Origin of the sequence: Pseudomonas sp. B6001 (assembly GCF_013386015.1) — a bacterium.
Lineage (GTDB): Bacteria > Pseudomonadota > Gammaproteobacteria > Pseudomonadales > Pseudomonadaceae > Aquipseudomonas.
In genome coordinates this window covers 54,154-80,722 of the sequence record NZ_JACAOX010000015.1, presented here as the reverse complement: position 1 = coordinate 80,722, position 26,569 = coordinate 54,154, and the positions used below count along the sequence as shown (strand labels likewise).

Below are 26,569 nucleotides of genomic sequence, written 5' to 3'. Positions count from 1 at the left end.
GTCGGTCTCTCGTTTATCAAAGTTTGGTCAAGGACAGGCCAGCCCAGGTGGCGAGCAGCCCGCCGAACACGCTGACGGCCAGGTACCCGAAGGCGACCGGTGCCTGCCCGCTTTCCAGCAGGCGTAGCGTGTCCAGTGAAAAGGATGAAAAGGTCGTCAGACCGCCTACAAAACCGACAATCAAGCCGGCACGAATCTCAATCGGCACTTCCGGGCGAAGCAGAAACCACCCGTACAACAAGCCGATGATCAAACAGCCCACCAGGTTGACCGCCAGGGTCGCCGCATAAAAATGCTTCGGCCAATTGGCGCTGACCCACGTGCTGGTGGCGAAACGCAATAATGTACCAGCGATGCCGGCCACGGACACGGCAAGAATCGTTCTGAGCACTACTTTCTCCGCTGTTTCGGACTGAGCCGGTCAAGTTGGGCAAGGTGATTGAGCTTTTCGCCGATCTTCAGTTCCAGGCCGCGGGGCACCGGCTGGTAGAACGGCTGCGGCTCAAGGTCATCCGGGAAGTAATCTTCGCCAGCCGCATAGGCGTCCGGCTCATCGTGGGCGTAGCGGTATTCATCGCCGTAGCCGAGTTGCTTCATCAGCTTGGTCGGCGCATTGCGCAGGTGCAGCGGCACTTCCAGGGAACCATGCTCGGCGGCAGCACGCAGGGCGGACTTGAAGCCCATGTACACCGCGTTGCTCTTCGGTGCGCAGGCCAGATAGGTGATGGCCTGGGCCACCGCCAACTCGCCTTCCGGGCTGCCCAGGCGTTCCTGCACTTCCCAGGCGGCCAGGCACAGGCTCAGCGCACGCGGGTCGGCATTGCCGATATCTTCGCTGGCCATGCGCACCACGCGCCGGGCGAGGTACAACGGGTCGCAACCGCCGTCGATCATCCGCGCAAACCAGTACAGCGCGCCGTCAGGGTTGGAGCCGCGCACAGATTTGTGCAGCGCGGAAATCTGGTCGTAGAACGCTTCGCCGCCCTTGTCGAAACGCCGGCGGGTGTCGCCCAACAGGCTCTGCAGCAAGTCGACGCCGATTTCGCTGCCATCCTCGGCCAGGTCGGAAGCGTTTTCCAGCAGATTGAGAAAACGTCGACCGTCGCCATCCGCAGCAGTCAGCAGGATCTTGAAGCCTTCCTCACTGACACTCAACTGGCGCTTGCCCAGGCCCTTGTCTTCGCTAAGCGCGCGCTGCAAGAGCTTCTGCATCGCGGCTTCATCGAGGCTCTTGAGCACATAGACACGCGCCCGGGACAGCAAGGCATTGTTCAGTTCAAAGGACGGGTTTTCGGTGGTGGCACCAATAAAGATCAGCGTGCCGTCTTCGACATACGGCAAGAACGCATCCTGCTGCGACTTGTTGAAGCGATGCACTTCGTCGACGAACAGGATGGTGCGCTTGCCGTACTGCCCGGCCTGCTGCTTGGCGACTTCCACCGCCTGGCGGATCTCCTTGACCCCGGCCAGCACCGCCGAGACCGTCTCGAAGTGTGCATCCGAGACTTTTGCCAGGAGCCGCGCCAGGGTGGTTTTACCCACGCCCGGCGGCCCCCAGAAAATCATCGAGTGCAGCGCACCCTGCTCAAGGGCCTCGCGCAAAGGCTTGCCGCGGGCGAGCAGGTGTTCCTGCCCGACGTACTCGTCCAGGTTGGTCGAGCGCAGGCGCGCCGCCAGAGGCTGAGCAATCGGGTCACTTCGAAACAGGTCCATGGGCAGCGTTTGAAACCTCTGGGCAGTTTATTCCTGGATCACGTCGGCACCCTTCGGGATGTCGAACTTGAACTTGGATGCCGGTACCGGCTGGTTGGCCTTGACCCCGGAGAACAGGATATCGGTGCGCTGGCCGACGCTGTCAACCAGGCGCATGTTGTTGATCACGCCGTTGCCAAACGACAGGGACAGCGTGTCAAAGAGCGTGTCCTTGGATTTCGGCTTAAGGGTGAATTCAATCACGTTGCTGGTCTGCTTGGAGGTAATGTCGAAGCTGTCGTTGATCTTCGACACATCGCCCGACAGCAACAGCGCTGGCGTCTGGTTCAGGCGCGGGTCGAGCTTCTTGATGGTCGCCTGCTCCAGGTCCGGGTCCCACAGGGTGACTTTTTGGCCGTCAGAGACGATGGTCTGCTCGGCCTTGCCTTCTGTGTGCCAGTAGAACAGCCCTGGGCGCTGCACAGCCATCTCGCCGGCGGTTTCCTGCAACTGGGTGCCACCGGCATCCAGCGTAAGCTGGGAGAAGCGCGCGGTCAGGGTCTGGGATTTGTCCAACAGGTTTTTCAGGCTGGCGACGGAAGCCGGGTCAGCATGAGCCGAAACAGCAGTCAGGGCCAATGCAGGCAACAACAGCATGCGGATAAGACGCATGGGAGTCCTCTTAGATTCGGTTGCAAGGCGTGCCGCGTGTTGCCACGCGGCACGTAATCAGTCACGCATCTGCGCTGGCGCAATCACTTCGCGCGAGCCGTTGGTGTTCATCGAGGTGACCACGCCGGCCATTTCCATGGCTTCGATCATGCGGGCAGCGCGGTTGTAGCCAATCTTCAGCTTGCGCTGTACGGCGGAGATCGAGGCGCGGCGGCTTTCAAGCACGAACTGCACCGCTTCGTCGTAGAGCGCATCGGTCTCGGCATCATCGTCGCCACCGCCGCTGCCACCGTCGAAGCCGCTGCCGGCCTCTTCGACGCCGGCGAGGATGTCGTCGTTGTATTCCGGGGCGCCACGCAGCTTCCAGGCCTCCACCACACGGTGCACCTCATCGTCGGAGACGAACGCGCCGTGGACACGGATCGGCAAACTGGTGCCCGGCGGCATGTAGAGCATGTCACCGTGGCCCAGCAGTTGCTCGGCGCCGCCCTGGTCGATGATGGTCCGGGAATCGATCTTGCTCGACACCTGGAACGCCATGCGGGTCGGGATGTTGGCCTTGATCAGGCCGGTGATCACGTCCACCGACGGACGCTGGGTCGCGAGGATCAAGTGGATCCCGGCGGCCCGCGCCTTCTGGGCGATACGGGCGATCAGCTCTTCGACCTTCTTGCCGACGATCATCATCATGTCGGCAAATTCGTCGACCACCACCACGATGGTCGGCAATTTGGTCAACAGCGGCGCTTCGTCGTGGATGCTTTCACGCTTGTACAACGGGTCGGTCAGCGGCGTGCCGGCGTCCTGGGCTTCCTTGACCTTGGCGTTGAAGCCCGACAGGTTACGCACACCCATCTTCGCCATCAGCTTGTAGCGCCGCTCCATCTCGGCAACGCTCCAGCGCAGGGCGTTGGCCGCATCCTTCATGTCGGTCACCACCGGGCACAACAGGTGTGGAATGCCTTCGTAGATCGACAGCTCAAGCATTTTCGGGTCGATCATGATCAGCTTGGCGTCATCCGGGCCCGACTTGAACAGGATCGACAGGATCATCGCGTTCACACCCACCGACTTACCGGAACCGGTGGTACCGGCGACCAGCAAGTGGGGCATTTTCGCCAGGTCGGTGATCACCGGCTTGCCGCCGATGTCGTGGCCCAGGGCCAGGGTGACCGGAGATTTGAAGTTGTCGTATTCCGGGGTCGACAGCACTTCGGAGAAGCGCACGATCTGCCGGTCTTCGTTGGGAATCTCGATACCGACGGTAGTCTTTCCCGGAATCACTTCCACCACCCGCACGCTGGTCACGGCCAGCGAACGCGCCAGATCCTTGGCCAGGTTGGAAATGCGGCTGACCTTGACGCCGGCAGCCGGCTGGATTTCGTAGCGGGTAATCACCGGGCCCGGGTGGATCGAATCCACCGAGACTTCGACGCCGAATTCCTTGAGCTTGATTTCCAGCAGGTGGCCGACGGCCGCCAGGGATTCAGGGGAGTAATTGAGCTGTTTCTTTTCCGCAGGATCAAGAATCGAGATCGGCGGCAAGGTGCCTTCCACGGCGCTGTCGACAAACAACGGCGCCTGTTTCTCTTTCTGCACGCGATGGCTCGGCTCGGGGGCCTTCGGCGGCGCAGGGGCAATCACCGGCGGCACTTGCTTCTCGCGGTCCGACATGTGCTTGGTCAGGGCCTGCTCGCGTTCGATCAGGCGTTCCTTGACCTTGGCCTGCTCACGCCGGTCCGGCGTGCTCGGGGCTACCACCTCGTTGACGCGGGTATCCACCTCGCGCAGTTGCGCAACCATGCGTTTGCGGTCCACCCGGGCCGACCACCAGCGATTGGCCGCGCCCTGGAACAGTTCGAGCAGGTCGAGGGTGATCTTGCCGGTCACGTCCATGACCTTGAACCAGGACAGGTCGGTAAACACGGTGAGGCCGAACAGGAACAGCGCAATAAACATCAGGGTGCTGCCCTGGATGTTCAGGGTCCTGCGGGCCAGGTCGCCGAGGCTTTCGCCCAGAGCGCCGCCGGCACCGGCCGGCAGACCGGTAGGTGCATGGAAATGGATATGGGCCAGGGCCGCGCCGGACAACACCAGGAACACCAGGCCGATCAGGCGCCAGGAGAACAGCCAGCCGCTCCATTGCCACGGCTCGTGACGCTGGCGGAAGATCTGCCAGGTCTTGATGGCCAGCAGCAACGGGAAGATGTAAGCGAAGTAACCCAGCACCATGAACAGGATGTCGGCGCTGTAGGAGCCGGCCGGACCACCGAAGTTCTGCACGTCTTCGATCTTGCTGTTGTGGCTCCAGCCTGGATCGTCCTTGCCATAGGTAAGCAAGGCCATCATCAGGAACAGGCACAGCGCGCCGATGGCGATCAGTGCACCTTCCTTGAGTCGGTAGTGCAGGTGCTGGCGCCAGGCGGGCACGACTGCGGCTTTAGGTGTTGCGGCGGATTTCTTCAAAACGGGTCTTTTCCTGCGCCTTTAGCGCGTCCATCTGTTGAATGACTGCAAAACACTGCCCAATCCGGGCAGGTAAAAAATGAACGAGTGCCAGTGGAGCTACTTTTAACACCCTGCTACTGATTCATGAAACGGCGATAACGCCCCAATGGCCGCATTGTACGGGTTTGTGTGCGCGATGCCACGCACTTGGCCCTACGTTACACAGCATAGCCAATGTTCAATTTCATAACGTTCAATTTGAGCATGCATTGTCTTTACTGACAAAGGCTTATGAGCTGTTTTTGCCAATCCAGGCTAGCTTGCCGACCGACGTACGCGATTACGACCACGCCCCCGGCATAGAGTTGCAGAAACACCCGTTCATGCTTATCTGCACCGATCCCATGTTCGGGGTAGCCCCAGAGCGTTTCGTCGACAATAATCACAGCTCTTGCAACGGACAACATCGCCGTTTCCGCCCTCCCCTTCCGTAAGCCTGGATGCCATGCTGACCTGGTTACAACGCAACACCCTGACCTTCCCACCGCTGGCCAAGGCCATGCGCGAACCCAATGGCCTGCTCGCGGCCGGTGGCGACCTGTCGGCCGACCGCCTGATCCAGGCCTACCGCCACGGCTGCTTTCCCTGGTTCTCGGAAGGCCAGCCCATCCTCTGGTGGTCGCCCGACCCACGCACCGTACTCTTCCCCGATGAGCTGCACGTTTCCCGCAGCCTCGGCAAATTGTTGCGCCAGCAGCGTTACACAGTGACCTTCGACCAGGACTTCGCTGCGGTCATCCAGGCGTGCGCGGCGCCGCGCAGTTATGCCGATGGCACCTGGATCACCGAAGCCATGCAGAACGCCTACCTGCAACTGCACCAGCGCGGCTATGCGCATTCGGTGGAGGTGTGGGACGCGGGCGAACTGGTGGGCGGCCTGTACGGCCTGGCGATGGGCCAGTTGTTTTTCGGCGAGTCCATGTTCAGTCGCGCCGACAACGCCTCGAAATACGGCTTTGCCACCCTGGTTCGGCAACTACAGGCCTGGGGCTTTGTGCTGATCGACTGCCAGATGCCCACCGATCACCTGCACAGCCTCGGCGCCCGCGCCATTCCCCGCAGCGACTTCGCCAACTACCTGCGCGACCATTTGGACCAAACCAGCTCTGCTCCGTGGGTTTCCTAGGCGACTTCCCCGCACCTGGCTTACACTTATTTCAAAGCTTATCCGAGGGTTGATCATGACCGAGCTGGCGCGTTTGAAGTTTTATGCCACTCAACCCCACTCATGCAGCTATCTGCCCGATGAGCAGGCCACCACGCTGTTCCTCGACCCCAGCCAGCCGATGGACGTGCATGTGTATGCCGATTTGTCGGAAATGGGCTTCCGGCGCAGCGGCGACCACCTTTACCGGCCGCACTGCCAGAACTGCAACGCCTGCGTACCGGCGCGCATCCCGGTGGCGCAGTTCCTGCCGGACCGCAACCAGAAACGCATCCTGAAGCGCAACGCCGACCTGACCGTTACCGCCACCAAACCCGGCTTCAGCGAAGAATATTTCGACCTTTACCAACGCTACATCGAACAGCGCCACGCCGACGGCGACATGTTCCCGCCCAGCCGCGACCAGTTTTCCACCTTCCTGGTGCGCGACCTGCCCTTCTCGCGCTTCTATGAGTTTCGGCTCGAGGGACGACTGGTGGCGGTCGCCGTGACTGACCTGCTGCCCAATGGCCTGTCGGCGGTCTACACCTTTTATGAGCCCGCCGAGGAACGGCGCAGCCTGGGACGCTTTGCGATCCTGTGGCAGATCGGTGAAGCCTTGCGCCTGGAATTGGAGGCGGTGTACCTCGGATACTGGATAAAAAACTGCAAAAAGATGAACTACAAGACCCAATATCGGCCCATTGAGCTGCTAATTAACCAAAGATGGGTCACGTTGAACTAGAACCTCTTGGCTTAAACACCCTTTTTCGGGCACAATGCACGCCGCTTTTGCCTGGCGCAGTTGCACCGGGCCATTCACTGGATACCGAGGGCTTTACTGCATGTCGAAAGAAGACAGCTTCGAAATGGAAGGCACTGTCGTCGACACCCTGCCCAACACCATGTTTCGTGTGGAGTTGGAAAATGGGCACGTCGTAACCGCGCATATCTCCGGCAAGATGCGCAAGAACTACATTCGTATTCTTACCGGTGACAAAGTGCGCGTCGAACTGACGCCCTATGACCTGAGCAAAGGGCGCATCACTTACCGCGCCCGTTAATCAAGTCAATACAAAACGCCCGGTTATGCCGGGCGTTTTTGTGTGCGCGCGATTTACCTGAAACCAGCAATCCCTTGTGGGAGCGGGCTTGCTCGCGAATGCGGCATATCAGTCACTGACTGTGTCGACTGGCACACCGCATTCGCGAGCAAGCCCGCTCCCACATTTGATCTGCATCGGTTTCAAGACAGCAAAAAGGCGCCTCTCGGCGCCTTTTTGTTTTGTTGCGTCAGCTATCAGGCCATTTCAGCCGTGGTTTCGAAGTCGAAGGTCAACTCGCCGTCCTTCAGATCGATATGCACCACGCCACCATGGTCTGCCAGTTCGCCAAACAGGATCTCTTCCGCCAGTGGGCGCTTGATCTTGTCCTGGATCAGGCGAGCCATTGGCCGAGCGCCCATTGCCGCGTCGTAGCCACCTTCCGCCAGCCAGTTGCGCGCCGCGTCCGAGACTTCCAGCTGCACGCGCTTGTCTTCCAACTGCGCCTGGAGCTCGGTGAGGAACTTGTCCACCACGCTTTTGATGACCTCATGGCTGAGGCGACCAAACTGAATGATGGTGTCCAGGCGGTTGCGGAACTCCGGCGTGAAACTCTTCTTGATCACTTCCATGGCGTCGGAAGAGTGATCCTGATGAGTAAAGCCAATGGAAGCCCGCGCGGCCGTTTCGGCACCGGCGTTGGTGGTCATGATCACGATCACGTTGCGGAAGTCCGCCTTGCGCCCGTTGTTGTCGGTCAGGGTGCCGTGGTCCATGACCTGCAACAGCAGGTTGAAGACTTCCGGGTGCGCCTTCTCGATTTCATCGAGCAGCAGCACGCAATGTGGCTGCTTGGTGATCGCCTCGGTCAACAGGCCGCCCTGGTCGAAGCCGACATAGCCCGGAGGCGCACCGATCAGGCGCGACACGGTGTGACGCTCCATGTACTCGGACATGTCGAAACGCACCAGCTCGATCCCCATGGCCTTGGCCAATTGCCGCGCCGCTTCGGTCTTGCCGACGCCGGTAGGCCCGGCGAACAGGAACGAACCGACCGGCTTGTCCGGCGACTTGAGGCCAGCGCGGGACAGCTTGATCGCGGTGGACAGCGAGTCGATCGCCGCATCCTGACCAAACACGGTCAGCTTGAGGTCGCGCTCCAGGTTACGCAGCAGCTCCCGATCGGAGGTGTTGACGTGTTTTGGCGGAATCCGCGCGATCTTCGCCACAATATCCTCGACCTGAGGCACGTCGATGCGTTTCACACGCTTCTCTACCGGCTGCAGGCGCTGGTAGGCACCCGCCTCGTCGATCACGTCGATGGCCTTGTCCGGCATGTGCCGGTCATTGATGTAGCGCGATGCCAGCTCGGCGGCTGCACGCAGCGCCTCATCGGTGTACTCGATGCCATGGTGCGCTTCAAAGCGCCCCTTGAGCCCGCGCAGGATGCCAATGGTGTCTTCTACCGAAGGCTCGGACACATCCACTTTCTGGAAGCGGCGCGCCAGGGCGCGGTCTTTTTCGAAGATCCCGCGGAATTCCTGGAACGTGGTCGAACCGATGCAACGGATATCGCCCGAAGACAGCAGCGGCTTGAGCAGGTTCGACGCATCCATCACGCCACCGGAAGCCGCACCGGCACCGATGATGGTGTGGATTTCGTCAATGAACAGGATCGCCTGCGGGCGTTTTTTCAGCTCGCCGAGCAGCGCCTTGAAGCGCTTCTCGAAGTCGCCACGGTACTTGGTCCCGGCGAGTAACGCGCCCAGGTCAAGGGAGTAGACGACGCTGTTGGCCAGCAGGTCGGGCACCTGGTTATCAACAATGCGTTTGGCCAGGCCTTCGGCAATCGCGGTTTTACCCACGCCTGCCTCACCGACCAACAACGGGTTGTTCTTGCGGCGACGCGCCAGGATCTGCGCCACGCGCTCAACTTCCAGCTCACGCCCCACCAGCGGATCGATCCGCCCCTGGCGCGCCAGTTCGTTGAGGTTGCTGGCATAAGCGTCCAGCGGGTTGCTCGAAGAAGAAGACTCACCGCCCTCGTCATCCTGCATATCCTGCTCACCTTCCGAGTGATCGCCATGCCCCGGCACCTTGGAAATGCCATGGGCGATGTAGTTGACGACATCAATACGGGCAACGCTTTGCTGCTTGAGCAGGAACACAGCCTGGCTTTCCTGCTCGCTGAAGATCGCCACGAGCACATTGGCCCCTGTGACTTCGCGCTTGCCGGAGCTCTGTACGTGGAAAACGGCACGCTGCAGTACCCGCTGGAAGCCCAGGGTTGGCTGGGTCTCGCGGTCCTCGTCATGAACGGGGATCAACGGCGTGGTGGAGTCGATAAACTCCTGCAGGTCATGCTTGAGTTTGTCGAGATTGGCACCACACGCACGCAGTACGGTGGCGGCAGCTTCGTTATCCAAAAGTGCCAGCAGCAGGTGTTCGACGGTCATGAATTCATGACGCTTCGAACGGGCCTCCTTGAAGGCAAGATTGAGGGTGACTTCGAGCTCGCGGTTTAACATAGCTTCACCTCATACCCAAGTGGTCGGAGTTAACCGTCCTTCTCGATTTCACAGAGTAGCGGATGCTGGCTTTCCCTGGCGTACTGGTTGACCTGCATGGCCTTTGTCTCGGCGATGTCGCGGGTAAACACTCCACATACTGCCCGTCCTTCTGTGTGAACGGCCAGCATTACCTTGGTCGCCAACTCGCGGTTCAGGTTAAAAAACACCTCGAGTACTTCGACGACGAAATCCATCGGTGTGTAGTCATCATTGAACAAAACCACCTTGTACATCGGCGGCGCCTGTAAAGCAGGCTTGGCCTCCTGGACAGCAATGCCTGCAGAACCGTCGTCGTCTTCTTGATGATCCGGGCGATCCTGATTGAATGTTAGTCGAATCTGGCTGATTGCATGCATGGAAAGAAAGGTTCGTCAGTGGTTCAAATACAGTGGTGGGGGCGACCTGTCAGAATTTCAACTCTGACCGACTGGTCGCCTTGACTATCGGCAAATCAGTGTTACAACCAATAGAACCCACAGTGGGTAAAAAAGGTCCGCGCAGTCAACCTTATTTATTCGGGTTAGGACGGATAAACTGGATGATACTCCAGTGATGGAGTCTGGTGCAGAGGGATATGGGCATGGCGAGCGGTAAGGTCAAGTGGTTCAACAATGCCAAGGGTTACGGCTTCATCAACGAAGACGACAAGACTGACGACCTATTTGCGCATTACTCGGCTATCCAAATGGATGGCTACAAGACACTAAAGGCAGGGCAACCGGTTTCCTTCGACATCATTCAGGGACCCAAGGGCTTGCACGCAGTGAATATCAGCGCTCCAGTCAGCGCCACTACCCCCAAAGAGGGCGTCGCTCAAAAATCAAAAAGACAACTGGCCTGATCAGCCACTGAGCAAACGCTCTAAAAAAAACCGGCCCATCAGGCCGGTTTTTTTACGCCCCTGTATCAGCTTACATATGCGAAATCAGCGCATCCCCGAACGCCGACGACGACAGCAACTTGGCGCCGTCCATCAAGCGGTGGAAGTCATAGGTCACCGTCTTGGCCGAAATGGCGCCGTTGGTACCCTTGATGATCAGGTCCGCCGCTTCGGTCCAGCCCATGTGGCGCAACATCATTTCCGCCGACAGGATCAGCGAACCCGGGTTGACCTGGTCCTTGCCGGCATACTTCGGCGCAGTACCGTGGGTGGCTTCGAACATCGCCACGGTGTCGGACAGGTTGGCGCCCGGCGCAATACCGATACCGCCCACTTCCGCCGCCAGTGCGTCGGACAGATAGTCACCATTAAGGTTAAGGGTGGCGATCACGTCGTATTCGGCCGGGCGCAGCAGGATCTGCTGGAGCATGGCGTCGGCAATGGCGTCCTTGACCACCACATTCTTGCCGGTGCGCGGGTTCTTGAATTGCATCCACGGGCCGCCATCCAGCAGGGTCGCGCCGAACTCTTCGGCCGCCACTTCGTAGGCCCATTCCTTGAAGGCACCTTCGGTGAACTTCATGATGTTGCCTTTGTGCACAATGGTCAGCGAGTCGCGGTCGTTATCCACGACATACTGCAAGGCCTTGCGCGCCAGGCGCTTGGTGCCTTCCAGGGACACCGGCTTGATGCCGATCCCGCAGTTCTGGTCGAAACGGATCTTGGTGACGCCCATCTCTTCCTTCAGGAACTTGATGACCTTGATCGCTTCCGGGGAGCCGGCTTTCCACTCGATGCCGGCGTAAATATCCTCGGAGTTCTCGCGGAAGATGGTCATGTCCACATCGCCTGGCTTCTTGACCGGGCTTGGCACGCCTTCGAACCAGCGCACCGGGCGCAGGCACACATAAAGGTCGAGCTGTTGGCGCAGGGCCACGTTCAGCGAACGGATACCGCCACCGACTGGGGTGGTCAGCGGGCCCTTGATGGAAACCACGTAGTCCTTGACCGCATCCAGGGTTTCCTGGGGCAGCCAGGTGTCCTGGTCGTAAACCTGGGTGGCCTTTTCGCCGGCATACACCTCCATCCAGGAGATTTTGCGCTTGCCGCCATAAGCCTTGTTAACAGCTGCATCGACCACCTTGATCATCACCGGGCTGATGTCGACGCCAATACCGTCACCCTCGATGAAGGGGATGATCGGGTTGTCAGGAACATTGAGAGAATGGTCTGCATTGACGGTGATTTTGTCGCCGACTGCCGGAACCTGAATCTTCTTGTATCCCATGCTGAACTCCATCTATGGATTGAACATCTGGCTGCGTTCGAGCCTACTCCAGATAAATGAGGACTGAAACCTCAGGCCCTGCACATTTGCGTCGAAAACAGCATATTTAGCGGCCTACAAGCTTGAAAGCAAAGGGAAAAGCGCCAATCTTGAGCACATCATGCGACTTTAGGCGCAACCCGCTGCCTGCGACCTTTAGACCAATGGACGACACACCTTTTGTATGAAGGCTCGGCGTAAGCATAGCGACCTATGTATAATGCCGCCGCTGACCAAAGAGTCACGACGGCCGACCGCTCTAGACAGACGCCCTCCGCCAGAAAAGCCGAGCTACTACAGTAGCTCACCCGCTTGACGCTCGACTGATGCAACCCAACATCACCGCGAAGAAACTTCGACATTTCGCTCATGGATGACTTTGAACGAACGCGCTTTACCCGGCGCATCTCGAGTTTCTGCGCATGCTTTCAGCAAAGAAGAGAGTTAATCCGAATATGCCCACCCGCTCGAAGATCATCTACACCTTCACCGACGAAGCCCCAGCCCTCGCCACCTATTCACTGCTGCCTATCGTAGAGGCCTTCACCGCTTCCGCTGATATTGCCGTGGAAACCCGCGACATTTCCCTGGCCGCGCGCATCCTCGCAAGCTTCCCCGAGCAACTGGGCGCCAAGGCCGTGCCGGACCACCTCGCCGAACTGGGCGACCTGGCCGTTACCCCTGAAGCCAACATCATCAAGCTGCCGAACATCAGTGCCTCGACCCCTCAGCTGCAAGCTGCGATCAAGGAACTGCAGGCCCAGGGCTACGCCCTGCCGGACTACCCGGAAACCGTAACCACCGACGCGGAAAAAGAAACCCGTGCACGTTACGACAAGGTCAAGGGCAGCGCCGTGAACCCGGTACTGCGCGAAGGCAACTCCGACCGCCGCGCCCCGCTGTCGGTCAAGAACTACGCTCGCAAGCACCCGCACAAAATGGGCGCCTGGGCTGCCGACTCCAAGTCCCACGTTGCCCACATGAGCACCGGCGACTTCTACGGCAGCGAGAAAGCCGTTCAGATCGAAGGCGCTGATGCCGTCAAGATCGAACTGATCGCCAAGGACGGTACCGCTACCGTCCTGAAGGAAAAAACCAGCGTACAAGCTGGCGAGATCATCGACACCGCCGTGCTGAGCAAGAAAGCCCTGCGCAGCTTCATCGCCGCTGAAATCGAAGACGCCAAGAAACAAGGCGTGCTGCTGTCGGTTCACCTGAAAGCCACCATGATGAAGGTTTCCGACCCGATCATGTTCGGCCAGATCGTTGCCGAGTTCTATAAAGACGCGCTGGCCAAGCACGCTGTGGTGCTGGAGCAGATCGGCTTCAACCTGAACAACGGCATCGGCGACCTGTACGCTCGCATCAAGGCCCTGCCGGCCGATCAGCAAGCGCAGATCGAAGCCGACATCCAGGCGGTATACGCTGCTCGCCCTTCCCTGGCGATGGTCAACTCCGACAAAGGCATCACCAACCTGCACGTGCCGAGCGACGTCATCGTCGACGCATCGATGCCTGCCATGATCCGTGACTCCGGCAAGATGTGGGGCACCGACGGCCAGCTGCACGACACCAAGGCGGTGATCCCGGATCGCTGCTACGCCACTATCTACCAGGCAGTGATCGAAGACTGCAAGGCCAATGGCGCCTTCGACCCAACCACCATGGGCAGCGTGCCAAACGTTGGCCTGATGGCGAAAAAAGCCGAAGAGTACGGCTCCCACGACAAGACCTTCCAGATCAAGGCTGACGGCGTAGTCCGCGTCACCGACAGCAAGGGCAACCTGCTGATGGAACAGGCTGTTGAAGCCGGCGACATCTTCCGCATGTGCCAGACCAAAGACGCGCCGATCCAGGACTGGGTCAAACTGGCCGTCAACCGCGCCCGCGCCAGCAACACCCCGGCCATCTTCTGGCTGGACCCACAGCGCGCGCACGACGGCGTCGTGGTCGAGAAAGTTCAGGCTTACCTGAAAGACCACAACACCGAAGGCCTGGACATCCGCATCATGTCGCCAGTCGACGCGATGAAGTTCACCCTGGAGCGCACCCGCAAGGGCCTGGACACCATCTCGGTGACCGGCAACGTTCTGCGCGACTACCTGACCGACCTGTTCCCGATCATGGAACTGGGCACCAGCGCCAAGATGCTGTCGATCGTGCCGCTGATGAACGGTGGCGGCCTGTTCGAAACCGGCGCTGGCGGCTCGGCTCCGAAGCACGTGCAGCAACTGGTTGAAGAGAACTTCCTGCGCTGGGATTCCCTGGGCGAGTTCCTCGCCCTGGCCGCATCCCTCGAGCATTTGGGTGTGACGTACAACAACCCGAAAGCCCTGGTACTGTCCAAGACCCTGGACCAGGCCACCGGCCAGTTCCTCGACAACAACAAGTCGCCATCGCGCAAAGTCGGCAACATCGACAACCGCGGCAGCCACTTCTACCTGGCGCTGTACTGGGCTCAAGCCCTGGCGGCCCAGACCGAAGACACTGCATTGCAAGCGCAGTTTGGCGAACTGGCCAAGACCCTGACCGCGAATGAGGCAACCATCGTTGCCGAGCTCAACGCTGTCCAGGGCAAGCCAGTGGACATCGGTGGCTACTACGCACCGAACGCCGAGCTGACCAGCAAGGCCATGCGCCCAAGCGCCACCCTCAACGCGGCAATCGCTGCGCTGGTGTAAGGTTGTAAGGATGCAAAGAAGCCCCGGCCCTGTGCCGGGGTTTCTGTTTCTGGACATGGCGCTTTTATTGAAGAAACCCAATCAAAATGTGGGAGCGGGCTTGCTCGCGAATGCGGTGGATCAGTCAATACCTCTTTAACTGACACGCCGTATTCGCGAGCAAGCCCGCTCCCACACTGAATGCAATCGCGCCTGAAGACAGCGTTACACCTTGAATCGAGGCACTTTATGACCTGGCTACCTCACATCACCGTCGCCACCATCGTCGAAGACAACGGCCGCTTCCTGATGGTCGAAGAACTCAAGGGCGGCCGCGCCGTGCTCAACCAGCCCGCCGGTCACCTCGACCCGAACGAAACCCTGACCGAGGCCGCCGTGCGCGAAACCCTCGAAGAGACTGGCTGGGACGTCGAAGCCACCGGGATTGTCGGGATTTACCTGTACACCGCTCCCAGCAATGGCGTGACCTATCAGCGCGTATGCTTCATCGCCAAGGCCCTGCAACACCACCCGGACTACCCACTGGACGACGGTATTCTGCGCGCCCGCTGGCTGACCCGTGACGAATTGATGGCCCTGCGCGAAGACTGGCGCAGCGAGCTGATCATCCGCTGCATCGACGATTATCTGGCCGGCCAGCGCCACAGCCTCGAATTGATCCGCCCTTCTCTTTAGCCTTGCAGACGCGAGCCTGCTAGAATCGCGTCCTTTTTAAAGACTCCCGTTGAAATCCTATGCGTGATCCAGCCCCTTCTGACACACAAAAGAAGCGCGTCATCGTCGGTATGTCCGGCGGCGTGGATTCTTCCGTTTCCGCCGTTCTGCTCATGGAGCAGGGTTATGAGGTGGAAGGCCTGTTCATGAAGAACTGGGAAGAAGACGATGGAACGGAATATTGCACCGCCATGGACGACTTGGCGGATGCCCAGGCCGTCTGCGACAAAATCGGCATCAAGCTGCACACCGCCAACTTCGCCGCCGAGTACTGGGACAACGTGTTCGAGCACTTCCTGGCCGAATACAAGGCCGGTCGCACGCCGAACCCGGACATCCTGTGTAACCGAGAGATCAAGTTCAAGGCGTTCCTCGACTACGCGATGATCCTCGGTGCCGACCTGATTGCTACGGGCCACTACGTGCGCCGTCGCGACATCGATGGCCGCACCGAGCTGCTCAAGGGCCTGGACGCCAACAAGGACCAGAGCTACTTCCTGCACGCCGTCGGCGGCGAACAGATCGCCAAGACCCTGTTCCCGGTGGGCGAGCTGGAAAAACCCGAAGTGCGCGCCATTGCCGAGAAACACGGCCTGGCCACCGCCAAGAAGAAGGATTCCACCGGGATCTGCTTTATCGGCGAGCGCCGTTTCAGCGACTTCCTCAAGCAGTACCTGCCGGCGCAACCGGGCGAGATCAAGACCACCGAAGGCGAGATCATCGGCCGTCACCACGGCTTGATGTACCACACCATCGGCCAGCGCCAGGGCCTGGGCATCGGCGGCTTGAAAGACGCCGGCGAAGAGCCGTGGTACGTGCTGGTCAAGGACCTGGAGCACAACGAGCTGATCGTGGGCCAGGGCAATGACCACCCATGGCTGTTCTCCCGCGCCCTGCTGGCCTCGGACATCTACTGGGTCAACCCGGTGGACCTCAGCAGCCCGCGCCGCCTGACGGCCAAAGTGCGCTATCGCCAGAGCGACCAGCCCTGCACCCTGGAAAAAACCGCCACCGGCTATCGCGCCACCTTCGACGACCCGCAGCGCGCCGTAACGCCGGGCCAATCGGTAGTGTTCTATGACGGAGAGATTTGCCTGGGGGGCGGTGTGATCGAAGTTGCCGAACCCTGGAGCAGCCAGGCATGAGCCCGACCCAGGAGCAACTGACGGCACTGGGCGGCGTGTTTCTCGCCGCGGTGCTGGTGGACAAGATCGCCAAGACCGGCCAGGTCACCGAGGCAGGCCTGACCTGCATGCTCGGCAGCCTGCTGATCCGCGACCCGAAGGACACCCTGGAAGTGTACGGCGGCGATGACCTGGCCCTGCGCGAAGGTTATCGCGCACTGGTCGGCGCCCTCGAGCGCGATCCAAGCACCTTGCAGCGCGAGCCGCTGCGCTACGCCCTGTCGATGCTCGGCCTGGAGCGTCAATTGGCCAAGCGCGACGACCTGCTGGACACCATCGGCAAGCGCCTGCCGCAGATCCAGTCCCAGGTCGAGCATTTTGGCCCGGCCCACGAAAACGTGATCGCAGCCTGTGGCGCCCTGTACCAGGACACCCTGAGCACCTTGCGCCAGCGGATCCAGGTGCACGGCGATATGCGCAACCTGCAACAACCGAACAACGCCTCGAAAATCCGCGCCCTGCTGTTGGCCGGTATTCGTTCGGCGCGGTTATGGCGCCAATTGGGCGGTCATCGCTGGCAGTTGGTGGTCAGCCGACGCAAATTGCTGAAAGAGCTTTACCCGTTGATGCGCAACGAATAAGTCGCAGCAACCGATTTTTTTATAGCCCCACGCGTAATACGCCGGTCAGTTGGCAACGGACCGGCGGATTTTTTCATGTATGATACGCGCCCCATTTCGTTGCCCGACTGTCCGAGAACACCCCATGCAGCTTTCTTCGCTCACTGCGGTTTCCCCTGTTGACGGCCGCTACGCCGGCAAAACCCAGGCCCTGCGCCCTATTTTCAGCGAATACGGCTTGATCCGTGCTCGTGTTCTGGTTGAAGTGCGCTGGCTCCAGCGCCTGGCCGCTCACCCTGGCATCAGCGAAGTGCCGGCGTTCTCTGCCGAAGCCAACGCTGTGCTGAACGCCCTGGCGGAAAACTTCGCTCTGGAGCACGCCGAGCGTGTCAAAGAGATCGAGCGCACCACCAACCACGACGTTAAAGCCATCGAATACCTGCTCAAAGAGCAAGCGGCCAAGCTGCCGGAACTGGCCAAGGTCAGCGAGTTCATCCACTTTGCCTGCACCAGCGAGGACATCAACAACCTGTCCCACGCCCTGATGCTGCGCGAAGGCCGTGATGACGTGATGCTGCCACTGATGCGCCAGACTGCCGACGCCATCCGCGAACTGGCGATCCGTTTCGCCGACGTTCCGATGCTGTCGCGCACCCACGGCCAGCCGGCTTCGCCGACCACCCTGGGTAAAGAACTGGCCAACGTGGTGTACCGCCTGGAGCGCCAGATCGCTCAAGTCGCGGCCGTACCGCTGCTGGGCAAGATCAACGGCGCCGTAGGCAACTACAACGCCCACCTGTCGGCCTATCCTGAGATCGACTGGGAAGAAAACGCCCGCGCCTTCATCGAAGACGAACTGGGCCTGGGTTTCAACCCGTACACCACGCAAATCGAACCCCACGACTACATCGCCGAGCTGTTCGACGCGATTGCGCGCTTCAACACCATCCTGATCGACTTCGATCGCGATATCTGGGGCTACATCTCCCTGGGCTACTTCAAGCAGCGCACCATTGCCGGCGAAATCGGTTCGTCGACCATGCCGCACAAGGTCAACCCGATCGACTTCGAAAACTCCGAAGGCAACCTCGGGATCGCCAACGCCCTGTTCCAGCACCTGGCCAGCAAGTTGCCAATCTCCCGCTGGCAGCGCGACCTGACCGACTCCACCGTACTGCGCAACCTCGGCGTGGGCTTCGCCCACAGCGTGATCGCGTACGAAGCCAGCCTCAAAGGCATCAGCAAACTGGAGCTCAACGAGCAGAAGATCGCCGCTGACCTGGACGCTTGCTGGGAAGTGCTGGCCGAGCCGATCCAGACCGTGATGCGCCGCTATAACATCGAAAACCCGTACGAGAAGCTCAAAGAGCTGACCCGCGGCAAGGGCATCACCTCCGAAGCGCTGCAAACTTTCATTGACGGCCTGGACATGCCAGCCGCCGCCAAGGCCGAGCTGAAACTGCTCACCCCGGCCAACTACATCGGCAACGCTGTGGCTCAAGCCAAACGCATCTGATAGAAGCTTGACCCCTTGAGACGCCCGGCAGCGCCGGGCGTTTTTATTCCCGTCTGAAAAGTGCTTTTTTTCAATAGGTTACACATGAATCCTGACATTCCTCTTCAACTTCTGGGCGGCATCACGGCACGGGAATTCCTGCGCGACTACTGGCAGAAAAAACCCCTGCTGATCCGCCAGGCCATCCCTGACTTCGAAAGCCCGATCGACGCCGACGAACTGGCCGGCCTGGCGCTGGAAGAAGAAGTCGAGTCGCGCCTGATCATCGAACACGGCGAACGCCCGTGGGAGTTGCGTCGCGGCCCGTTCGCCGAAGATGCCTTCAGCACCCTGCCCGAGCGCGAGTGGACCCTGCTGGTGCAGGCGGTCGACCAGTTCGTGCCGGAAGTGGCCGAACTGCTGGAAAACTTCCGCTTCCTGCCAAGCTGGCGCATTGACGATGTGATGATCAGCTACGCCGCCCCGGGTGGCAGCGTGGGCCCGCACTTCGACAACTACGACGTGTTCCTGCTGCAAGGTTCCGGCAAGCGCAACTGGAAGATCGGCCAGATGTGCAACTCCGAAAGCCCGCTGCTGCAACACACGGACCTGCGCATCCTCGCTGAATTCGAAGAGACCGCCGAATGGGTGCTGGAACCGGGCGACATGCTCTACCTGCCGCCCCGCCTGGCCCACTGCGGTGTGGCCGTGGATGATTGCATGACCTACTCCGTAGGCTTCCGCGCCCCGAGCGCCGCTGAAGTGCTGACCCATTTCACCGACTTCCTCAGCCAGTACCTGACTGACGAAGAGCGCTACACCGACGCCGATGCCCAGCCGGTCAGCGACCCGCACCAGATCCAGGGCGACGCCCTCGACCGCCTGAAAAGCCTGTTGGCCGAGCACATGAGCGACGAGCGCATGCTGCTGACCTGGTTCGGCCAGTTCATGACCGAGCCGCGCTACCCGGAACTGGTCGCCGGCCCGGAAGTGGAAGAAGAAGACCTGCTGGGCAGCCTGGAAAACGGCGCCGTGCTGATCCGCAACCCGAGCGCCCGCCTGGCCTGGTCCGAAGTCGACGACGACCTGCTGCTGTTCGCCAGCGGCCAGAGCCGCCTGTTGCCGGGCAAGCTGCGGGAACTGCTGAAGCTGGTGTGCGCCGCCGACGCCCTGCACATCGACAACCTCGGCCCATGGCTGGCGGATGAAGATGGCTGCGCCCTGCTGTGGGAACTGGTCAAGCAAGGGAGCCTGGGGTTTGCCGATGAATAAGATTCACGTAAGTGTCGCGGACTGGCAAAAGGATATCGCCGAGATACGGCGCATTCGTGAAGCGGTATTTATCGCTGAACAATCGGTTCCACCGGAGCTGGAATGGGATGCAGACGACGCGAGTGCCGTGCATTTCCTGGCGTTCGAAGGCGACTTTCCCATCGGTACTGCACGCCTGCTGCCTACCGGCGAGATCGGCCGCGTGTCGGTTCTCAAGGACTGGCGCGGCCTGAAGGTCGGCGACAAGCTGATGGAAGCGGTGATCGGCGTGGCCGAGAAACGCGGCCAGACCCGGCAGATCCTCAGTGCACAGGTCCATGCGGCGCCATTTTATGAGCGCCTGGGCTTCAAGATTGTCAGCGATGAGTTCCTGGAAGTCGGGATTCCTCACGTTGATATGGTGCGCGAGGGCTGATCCGAGACCGCGCCGCGCCCTTCGCAGGCAAGCCAGCTCCCACATTCGATCCAGTACATCCTTTGGAATGAGGTCAAATGTGGGAGCGGGCTTGCTCGCGAAGGCGCCATCAGCAACACCTCAAAAGGCCCTGCCATCCCCCGATGCCAGGGCCTTTTGCCGTCCAGGATTCAACTTGCACCCCGCCAGGCCGACAAACTGGCAATATCTAGCCTAAATGACTCGCAGAGATAACGGACATGTCCCTACGCACCCTGCTCACCCTGTTGCTCCTGGCCACCAGTTTCTCGGTGATGGCCGCCACCGAAGTCGTGCCCCTGAGCAACCGCACCAGCGCCGACCTGCTGCCGGTGGCGCAGAACTTTATCGGCAAGGACGGCACCGTCAGCGCCTACGGCAACCAACTGATCGTGAACGCCGAGCCCGACAAGATCCAGGGCCTGCGCGCCCTGCTCGCGCAACTGGATACGCCTTCCAAACGCCTGTTGATCACCGTCGACACCAACGAAAACAACCAGCAGAGCAACGGCAACAATCAAACACAGGTCATCACCTACAGCACCGAAAGCCGTGACGGCGGGATCCAGCAGATCCAGGCCAGCGAAGGCGTGCCCGCGCTGATCCAGGTCGGCCAGAGCGTGCCCCTCACCACCACCCAGCCCGATGCCTACGGCCGCCCGCAGAACCAGACCCAGTATCGCAACGTAACCCAGGGCTTCTACGTGACGGCCAGCGTCACCGGCGAGACCGTTCACCTGAGCATCAGTACCAATCGTGACCGCATGAGCCAAGAACGTCCCGATGTAGTGAACGTGCAAAGTACCGACACAACTGTCAGCGGACGCCTGGGCGAGCGGATCACCCTGGCCGGGATCAACCGCCAGACCCAAGCCGACAAAAGCACTACAACCCGCAGCTACTCTACTCAAGGGCGCGATGACCTGACATTGCGGGTCAAAGTCGACACGCTGAACTGAAGCACCAAAAACTGACTGACGAGTCGTATTAGACTAAAGATGTAGTGCTTTAAAAAAAGCACTACAAAACATTTGACGATCCAAAAAAGCATGGGCATGATGGCCTCGCTCCCGCTAATCAGGGGCCCTGGCAAGGGCCTTCGGATCGTCGCTCAAAGCCACCCACCTGAGCCGATTCGTGTCTGTACCGCCCACAAGGTGTGTTTGACGAGGTTGCGACTGGAACGAAGTTGTCCCGAGGGACGGAAGCTAACCAGGTAACCCGGCAACACACTGATGGATCGTACAAAGGCCCACGACGCCCGAAGACTGTTCGCAGTTCGCCCTTACCTGCTCAACTCCCCCTTGAGCCACTCGTTCATCCCGTCGCCTTCCCCGCCGAGCCTGACTTGACCGCCTAAGCTTCTGGTCAGCGAGCAGCCATAACCACGCACTGATACGTGGCTGGCAAATGGAATTTTCCACCTAGACCTATGCGACGAGGTTTTTCCCCATGGCACTGACACGCGAACAGCAAATTGCAGCCCTTGAAAAAGACTGGGCTGAAAACCCACGCTGGAAAGGCGTGACCCGCGCTTATTCCGCTGCTGACGTCGTCCGCCTGCGTGGCTCGGTTCAACCTGAGCACACCTTTGCAAAACTCGGCGCCGAGAAGCTGTGGAAGCTGGTCACCCAGGGTGCCAAGCCGTCCTTCCGTCCCGAAAAAGATTTCGTCAACTGCATGGGCGCCCTGACTGGCGGCCAAGCGGTTCAACAGGTCAAAGCCGGTATCCAGGCGATCTACCTGTCTGGCTGGCAAGTGGCAGCGGACAACAACTCCGCTGAATCCATGTACCCCGACCAATCGCTGTACCCGGTGGACTCCGTGCCAACCGTGGTCAAGCGCATCAACAACTCGTTCCGCCGTGCCGACCAGATCCAGTGGAAAGCCGGTAAAGGCCCGGGCGATGAAGGCTACATCGACTACTTCGCACCGATCGTTGCAGACGCTGAAGCCGGTTTCGGTGGCGTACTGAACGCCTACGAGCTGATGAAGAGCATGATCGAGGCAGGCGCTGCCGGCGTTCACTTCGAAGACCAGCTGGCTTCGGTGAAGAAATGCGGCCACATGGGCGGCAAGGTACTGGTTCCAACCCAGGAAGCTGTTCAAAAGCTGACGGCTGCTCGTCTGGCTGCTGACGTTGCTGGCACTCCGACCATCATCCTGGCCCGTACCGATGCCAACGCGGCTGATTTGCTGACCTCGGATTGCGACCCGTACGACCAGCCGTTCGTGACTGGCGAACGTACCCAGGAAGGTTTCTATAAAGTGCGCGCCGGTCTCGACCAGGCGATCGCTCGTGGCCTGGCCTACGCGCCGTACGCCGATCTGATCTGGTGCGAAACCGCCAAGCCGGACCTGGACGAAGCTCGCCGCTTTGCCGAAGCCATCAAGAAGGAATACCCGGATCAACTGCTGTCCTACAACTGCTCGCCTTCCTTCAACTGGAAGAAGAACCTGGACGACGCGACCATCGCCAAGTTCCAGCGTGAACTGTCTGCCATGGGCTACAAGCACCAATTCATCACCCTGGCCGGCATTCACAACATGTGGCACAGCATGTTCAACCTGGCGCACGACTACGCCCGCAACGACATGACTGCCTACGTGAAGCTGCAGGAACAAGAGTTCGCTGATGCTGCCAAGGGTTACACCTTTGTGGCGCACCAGCAGGAAGTGGGCACCGGTTACTTCGACGACATGACCACCGTGATCCAGGGCGGCACCTCGTCCGTGACTGCGCTGACCGGTTCGACCGAAGAAGAGCAGTTCCACTAAGTACTGAGTACACGGCCACTGCGGCCCCACGGAAGACCTAACCGCAGTGCCGCACAGCAATCACGCCCCGACTGGTTCGGGGCGTTTTTTTTGCACTGATGAAACCCTGCCTGACACAACACAGATCAAAATGTGGGAGCGGGCTTGCTCGCGAATGCGGTGTATCAGTCAACAGATTCATTGGCTGACCCACTGCATTCGCGAGCAAGCCCGCTCCCACAAGGGGAATGTGTGCATTCTGAAAATTTGTGCAAAACATTGATCTAGAGCGGTATCTGCATCAACCAGATCGGTTAAAAGATCTCCGTCAGCAACTAAGCGACAATCTAGCAAGTAACGGCAACTTCCCCCGCCACACGAGAAACATTCGCTTAAACCCCACGCAAACAATATTCATTATCATTTAGAGCATGAAAACTTCTTTACCGGTTAAACAAAACACAATTCGTGAAAAGCCCGCTAATGCCCGCAGCACAAGGGCTACAGCCCCAAGAAGGTGCACTATGTCCTTATTCCATCGAATAATTTCGCTATAGGAATTTTACTTGCCCGGTGTTTAGCCATAAAATCACCGCGATTGATTGCGCTGCGACATATCGTCACTGCATCGTTACTTTTTCGAGCTCAGAGACCTTTGCTCTCTGTTAAGGATTTCCAGCATGACCGAAGCGACAGGACTCATGGCCCACAACTGGGGCTTTGCCATTTTCCTCCTCGGTGTAGTCGGCCTTTGCGCCTTCATGCTCGGCGTCTCCAGCCTCCTCGGGTCAAAAGCCTGGGGCCGCAGCAAAAACGAACCGTTCGAGTCCGGCATGCTACCTACAGGTGGCGCCCGCTTGCGGCTCTCAGCCAAATTCTATCTGGTCGCGATGCTCTTCGTGATCTTCGACATCGAAGCCCTTTTTCTCTTTGCCTGGTCTGTGTCCGTCCGCGAAAGCGGCTGGACCGGATTCGTCGAAGCCCTCGTTTTCATAGCAATTCTGTTGGCAGGCCTTGTCTACCTATTTCGAGTGGGCGCCCTTGACTGGGCTCCGGAAGCTCGTCGCAAGCGGCAAGCGAAGCTGAAACAATGAGGCTTTGGCGATGCAATACAATCTCACCAGGATCGACCCGGATGCTCCTAACGAGCAGTACCCAATCGGCGAACGGGAAACCGTTTCCGACCCGTTAGAAGACCAAGTCCACAAAAACATCTACATGGGCAAGCTGGAAGACGTGCTGAGTGGCGCGGTCAACTGGGGACGTAAGAACTCCCTGTGGCCGTACAACTTCGGTCTGTCCTGCTGCTACGTGGAAATGACCACCGCCTTCACGGCGCCCCACGACATCGCGCGCTTTGGCGCCGAAGTTATCCGGGCATCGCCGCGTCAGGCGGATTTCATGGTTATCGCCGGTACCTGCTTTATCAAGATGGCGCCGATCATTCAGCGTCTCTACGAGCAAATGCTCGAGCCAAAGTGGGTTATCTCCATGGGTTCGTGCGCCAACTCCGGTGGCATGTACGACATCTACTCCGTGGTTCAGGGGGTGGACAAGTTCCTGCCCGTGGACGTCTACGTGCCTGGCTGCCCGCCCCGCCCTGAAGCATTTCTGCAAGGCTTGATGCTGTTGCAGGAATCGATTGGCAAGGAGCGTCGTCCACTTTCCTGGGTTGTCGGAGATCAAGGCGTATACCGCGCCGAGATGCCGTCACAAAAGGAACAGCGCCGCGAACAGCGTATTCAGGTAACCAACCTGCGCAGCCCCGACGAAGTCTGATCCAGAACCGCTTCTTTTATAGAACGAAAACCTGGCTTCATTCTTTACGTTGACCGAAAGCGATAAAAAACCATGACTACAGGCAGTGCTCTGTACATCCCGCCTTATAAGGCAGACGACCAGGATGTGGTCGTCGAACTCAACAACCGTTTTGGCCCTGACGCCTTCACCGCCCAGGCCACACGCACCGGCATGCCGGTGCTGTGGGTGGCGCGTGCCAGGCTCGTCGAAGTCCTGAGCTTCCTGCGCAACCTGCCCAAGCCGTACGTCATGCTCTATGACCTGCATGGCGTGGACGAGCGCCTGCGCACCAAGCGCCAGGGGCTGCCGAGCGGCGCCGACTTCACCGTGTTCTACCACTTGATGTCGCTTGAACGTAACAGCGACGTGATGATCAAGGTGGCCCTCTCCGAGAGCGACCTGAGCGTTCCGACCGTGACCGGTATCTGGCCCAACGCCAACTGGTACGAGCGTGAAGTGTGGGACATGTTCGGCATCGATTTCCCGGGCCACCCGCACCTGTCGCGCATCATGATGCCGCCGACCTGGGAAGGTCACCCGCTGCGCAAGGACTTCCCTGCCCGCGCCACCGAATTCGATCCATTCAGCCTGACCCTCGCCAAGCAACAGCTTGAAGAAGAGGCTGCGCGCTTCCGTCCGGAAGACTGGGGCATGAAGCGCTCCGGCACCAACGAGGACTACATGTTCCTCAACCTGGGCCCGAACCACCCTTCGGCTCACGGTGCCTTCCGCATCATCCTGCAACTGGACGGCGAAGAAATCGTCGACTGCGTACCGGACATCGGCTACCACCACCGTGGTGCCGAGAAGATGGCCGAGCGTCAGTCGTGGCACAGCTTCATCCCGTACACCGACCGTATCGACTACCTCGGCGGCGTGATGAACAACCTGCCGTACGTGCTCTCGGTCGAGAAGCTGGCCGGCATCAAGGTGCCGGACAAGGTCGACACCATCCGCATCATGATGGCCGAGTTCTTCCGGATCACCAGCCACCTGCTGTTCCTGGGTACCTATATCCAGGACGTCGGCGCCATGACCCCGGTGTTCTTCACCTTCACCGACCGTCAGCGTGCGTACAAGGTCATCGAAGCCATCACCGGTTTCCGCCTGCACCCGGCCTGGTACCGCATCGGCGGCGTCGCCCACGACCTGCCGCGTGGCTGGGAACGCCTGGTCAAGGAATTCATCGACTGGATGCCCAAGCGTCTGGACGAATACCAGAAAGCCGCCCTGGACAACAGCATCCTCAAGGGCCGGACCATCGGCGTCGCCCAGTACAACACCAAAGAGGCCCTGGAATGGGGCGTCACCGGTGCTGGCCTGCGTTCCACCGGTTGCGATTTCGACCTGCGTAAAGCACGCCCGTACTCCGGCTACCAGAACTTCGAATTCGAAGTGCCGCTGGCGGCCAACGGCGATGCCTACGACCGCTGCATCGTGCGCGTCGAAGAAATGCGCCAGAGCCTGAAGATCATCGAACAGTGCATGCGCAACATGCCGGAAGGCCCGTACAAGGCGGATCACCCGCTGACCACGCCGCCGCCGAAAGAGCGCACGCTGCAACACATCGAAACCCTGATCACGCACTTCCTGCAAGTTTCGTGGGGCCCGGTAATGCCGGCCAACGAATCCTTCCAGATGATCGAAGCGACCAAGGGTATCAACAGTTATTACCTGACGAGCGATGGCGGCACCATGAGCTACCGCACCCGGATTCGTACGCCAAGCTTCCCGCACCTGCAGCAGATCCCTTCGGTGATCAAAGGTGAAATGGTCGCGGACTTGATTGCGTACCTGGGTAGTATCGATTTCGTTATGGCCGACGTGGACCGCTAAG

General features: G+C 59.8%; 23 protein-coding genes. 16 read left to right on the top strand and 7 right to left on the bottom strand.

What is annotated here, in order from left to right:
* Positions 1-16: 16 nt before the first annotated feature.
* From crcB to ftsK, 4 genes are read right to left on the bottom strand one after another with little or no spacing between them, the layout of a single operon-like run.
* Positions 17-391, bottom strand: coding sequence for a fluoride efflux transporter CrcB (gene crcB, locus HX821_RS16315; RefSeq protein ID WP_003219617.1), 375 nt, complete (start codon positions 389-391; stop codon positions 17-19).
* Positions 391-1,713 carry a replication-associated recombination protein A gene (locus tag HX821_RS16310; RefSeq protein ID WP_010172481.1) on the bottom strand — a complete coding sequence of 441 codons (1,323 nt, stop codon included), beginning with the start codon at positions 1,711-1,713 and terminating at the stop codon, positions 391-393. The genes crcB and HX821_RS16310 overlap by 1 nt, the downstream gene beginning before the upstream one ends.
* A gap of 27 nt (positions 1,714-1,740) precedes the next feature.
* On the bottom strand, positions 1,741-2,364 hold the full coding sequence (gene lolA, locus HX821_RS16305; RefSeq protein WP_016975527.1) for an outer membrane lipoprotein chaperone LolA: 624 nt from the start codon (positions 2,362-2,364) through the stop codon (positions 1,741-1,743).
* 57 nt (positions 2,365-2,421) lie between these two features.
* Positions 2,422-4,830, bottom strand: a complete 2,409-nt coding sequence (gene ftsK, locus HX821_RS16300) for a DNA translocase FtsK (RefSeq protein ID WP_003219614.1) — start codon at positions 4,828-4,830, stop codon at positions 2,422-2,424.
* Between the two features lie 487 nt (positions 4,831-5,317).
* Between ftsK and aat the strand changes: the two genes are divergently transcribed.
* The 3 genes from aat (at position 5,318) to infA (ending at position 7,080) form a co-directional block, all read left to right on the top strand.
* Complete coding sequence (gene aat, locus HX821_RS16295) at positions 5,318-5,998, top strand: leucyl/phenylalanyl-tRNA--protein transferase (protein ID WP_003219611.1); 681 nt, start codon at positions 5,318-5,320, stop codon at positions 5,996-5,998.
* A gap of 55 nt (positions 5,999-6,053) precedes the next feature.
* Complete coding sequence (locus tag HX821_RS16290; RefSeq protein ID WP_003219609.1) at positions 6,054-6,761, top strand: arginyltransferase; 708 nt, start codon at positions 6,054-6,056, stop codon at positions 6,759-6,761.
* Positions 6,762-6,861: 100 nt separating this feature from the next.
* Entirely contained in the window at positions 6,862-7,080 is a 219-nt protein-coding gene (gene infA / locus HX821_RS16285; protein WP_002553999.1) for a translation initiation factor IF-1, read from the top strand.
* A gap of 236 nt (positions 7,081-7,316) precedes the next feature.
* On the opposite strand, the gene clpA is transcribed toward infA, so the two are convergent.
* A complete protein-coding gene (clpA, locus tag HX821_RS16280) occupies positions 7,317-9,587 on the bottom strand; it encodes an ATP-dependent Clp protease ATP-binding subunit ClpA (RefSeq protein WP_003219606.1) in 2,271 nt (756 codons plus the stop codon).
* A gap of 29 nt (positions 9,588-9,616) precedes the next feature.
* On the bottom strand, positions 9,617-9,985 hold the full coding sequence (gene clpS / locus HX821_RS16275; RefSeq protein ID WP_003219604.1) for an ATP-dependent Clp protease adapter ClpS: 369 nt from the start codon (positions 9,983-9,985) through the stop codon (positions 9,617-9,619).
* Positions 9,986-10,209: 224 nt separating this feature from the next.
* Between clpS and cspD the strand changes: the two genes are divergently transcribed.
* Positions 10,210-10,470: a cold shock domain-containing protein CspD gene (cspD, locus tag HX821_RS16270; protein WP_023658953.1), complete on the top strand. Its 261-nt coding sequence runs from the start codon at positions 10,210-10,212 to the stop codon at positions 10,468-10,470.
* Positions 10,471-10,540: 70 nt separating this feature from the next.
* On the opposite strand, the gene icd is transcribed toward cspD, so the two are convergent.
* Positions 10,541-11,797: an NADP-dependent isocitrate dehydrogenase gene (icd, locus tag HX821_RS16265; protein ID WP_003219599.1), complete on the bottom strand. Its 1,257-nt coding sequence runs from the start codon at positions 11,795-11,797 to the stop codon at positions 10,541-10,543.
* A 494-nt stretch (positions 11,798-12,291) separates the two neighbouring features.
* Here icd and HX821_RS16260 point away from each other — a divergent pair, with 494 nt between their 5' ends.
* From HX821_RS16260 to nuoC, 12 genes are all read left to right on the top strand, one after another.
* The gene (locus tag HX821_RS16260) at positions 12,292-14,517 is read left to right on the top strand and encodes an NADP-dependent isocitrate dehydrogenase (protein ID WP_008431567.1); all 2,226 of its coding nucleotides are present in this window, start codon (positions 12,292-12,294) and stop codon (positions 14,515-14,517) included.
* Between the two features lie 228 nt (positions 14,518-14,745).
* Positions 14,746-15,192, top strand: a complete 447-nt coding sequence (locus HX821_RS16255) for an NUDIX hydrolase (RefSeq protein ID WP_008431568.1) — start codon at positions 14,746-14,748, stop codon at positions 15,190-15,192.
* Between the two features lie 59 nt (positions 15,193-15,251).
* Positions 15,252-16,376, top strand: coding sequence for a tRNA 2-thiouridine(34) synthase MnmA (gene mnmA / locus HX821_RS16250; protein WP_003219588.1), 1,125 nt, complete (start codon positions 15,252-15,254; stop codon positions 16,374-16,376).
* The gene (hflD, locus tag HX821_RS16245; RefSeq protein WP_003219586.1) at positions 16,373-16,996 is read left to right on the top strand and encodes a high frequency lysogenization protein HflD; all 624 of its coding nucleotides are present in this window, start codon (positions 16,373-16,375) and stop codon (positions 16,994-16,996) included. Before mnmA ends, hflD begins: the two co-directional genes overlap by 4 nt.
* Before the next feature lie 124 nt (positions 16,997-17,120).
* Positions 17,121-18,491 carry an adenylosuccinate lyase gene (purB, locus tag HX821_RS16240; RefSeq protein ID WP_003219584.1) on the top strand — a complete coding sequence of 457 codons (1,371 nt, stop codon included), beginning with the start codon at positions 17,121-17,123 and terminating at the stop codon, positions 18,489-18,491.
* Positions 18,492-18,575: 84 nt separating this feature from the next.
* Entirely contained in the window at positions 18,576-19,742 is a 1,167-nt protein-coding gene (locus tag HX821_RS16235; protein ID WP_177036046.1) for a cupin domain-containing protein, read from the top strand.
* Positions 19,735-20,157: a GNAT family N-acetyltransferase gene (locus HX821_RS16230; protein ID WP_003219580.1), complete on the top strand. Its 423-nt coding sequence runs from the start codon at positions 19,735-19,737 to the stop codon at positions 20,155-20,157. Before HX821_RS16235 ends, HX821_RS16230 begins: the two co-directional genes overlap by 8 nt.
* 239 nt (positions 20,158-20,396) lie before the next feature.
* On the top strand, positions 20,397-21,134 hold the full coding sequence (locus HX821_RS16225; protein WP_177036045.1) for a secretin N-terminal domain-containing protein: 738 nt from the start codon (positions 20,397-20,399) through the stop codon (positions 21,132-21,134).
* A gap of 493 nt (positions 21,135-21,627) precedes the next feature.
* The gene (aceA, locus tag HX821_RS16220) at positions 21,628-22,953 is read left to right on the top strand and encodes an isocitrate lyase (protein WP_003219577.1); all 1,326 of its coding nucleotides are present in this window, start codon (positions 21,628-21,630) and stop codon (positions 22,951-22,953) included.
* A gap of 659 nt (positions 22,954-23,612) precedes the next feature.
* Positions 23,613-24,026 (top strand): NADH-quinone oxidoreductase subunit A, encoded by a 414-nt coding sequence (locus HX821_RS16215; RefSeq protein ID WP_003219575.1) that lies wholly within the window; start codon positions 23,613-23,615, stop codon positions 24,024-24,026.
* 10 nt (positions 24,027-24,036) lie between these two features.
* On the top strand, positions 24,037-24,711 hold the full coding sequence (locus HX821_RS16210; protein ID WP_003219572.1) for an NADH-quinone oxidoreductase subunit B family protein: 675 nt from the start codon (positions 24,037-24,039) through the stop codon (positions 24,709-24,711).
* A gap of 72 nt (positions 24,712-24,783) precedes the next feature.
* Entirely contained in the window at positions 24,784-26,568 is a 1,785-nt protein-coding gene (gene nuoC / locus HX821_RS16205; protein WP_003219570.1) for an NADH-quinone oxidoreductase subunit C/D, read from the top strand.
* The last annotated feature ends 1 nt before the right edge of the window (position 26,569 follow it).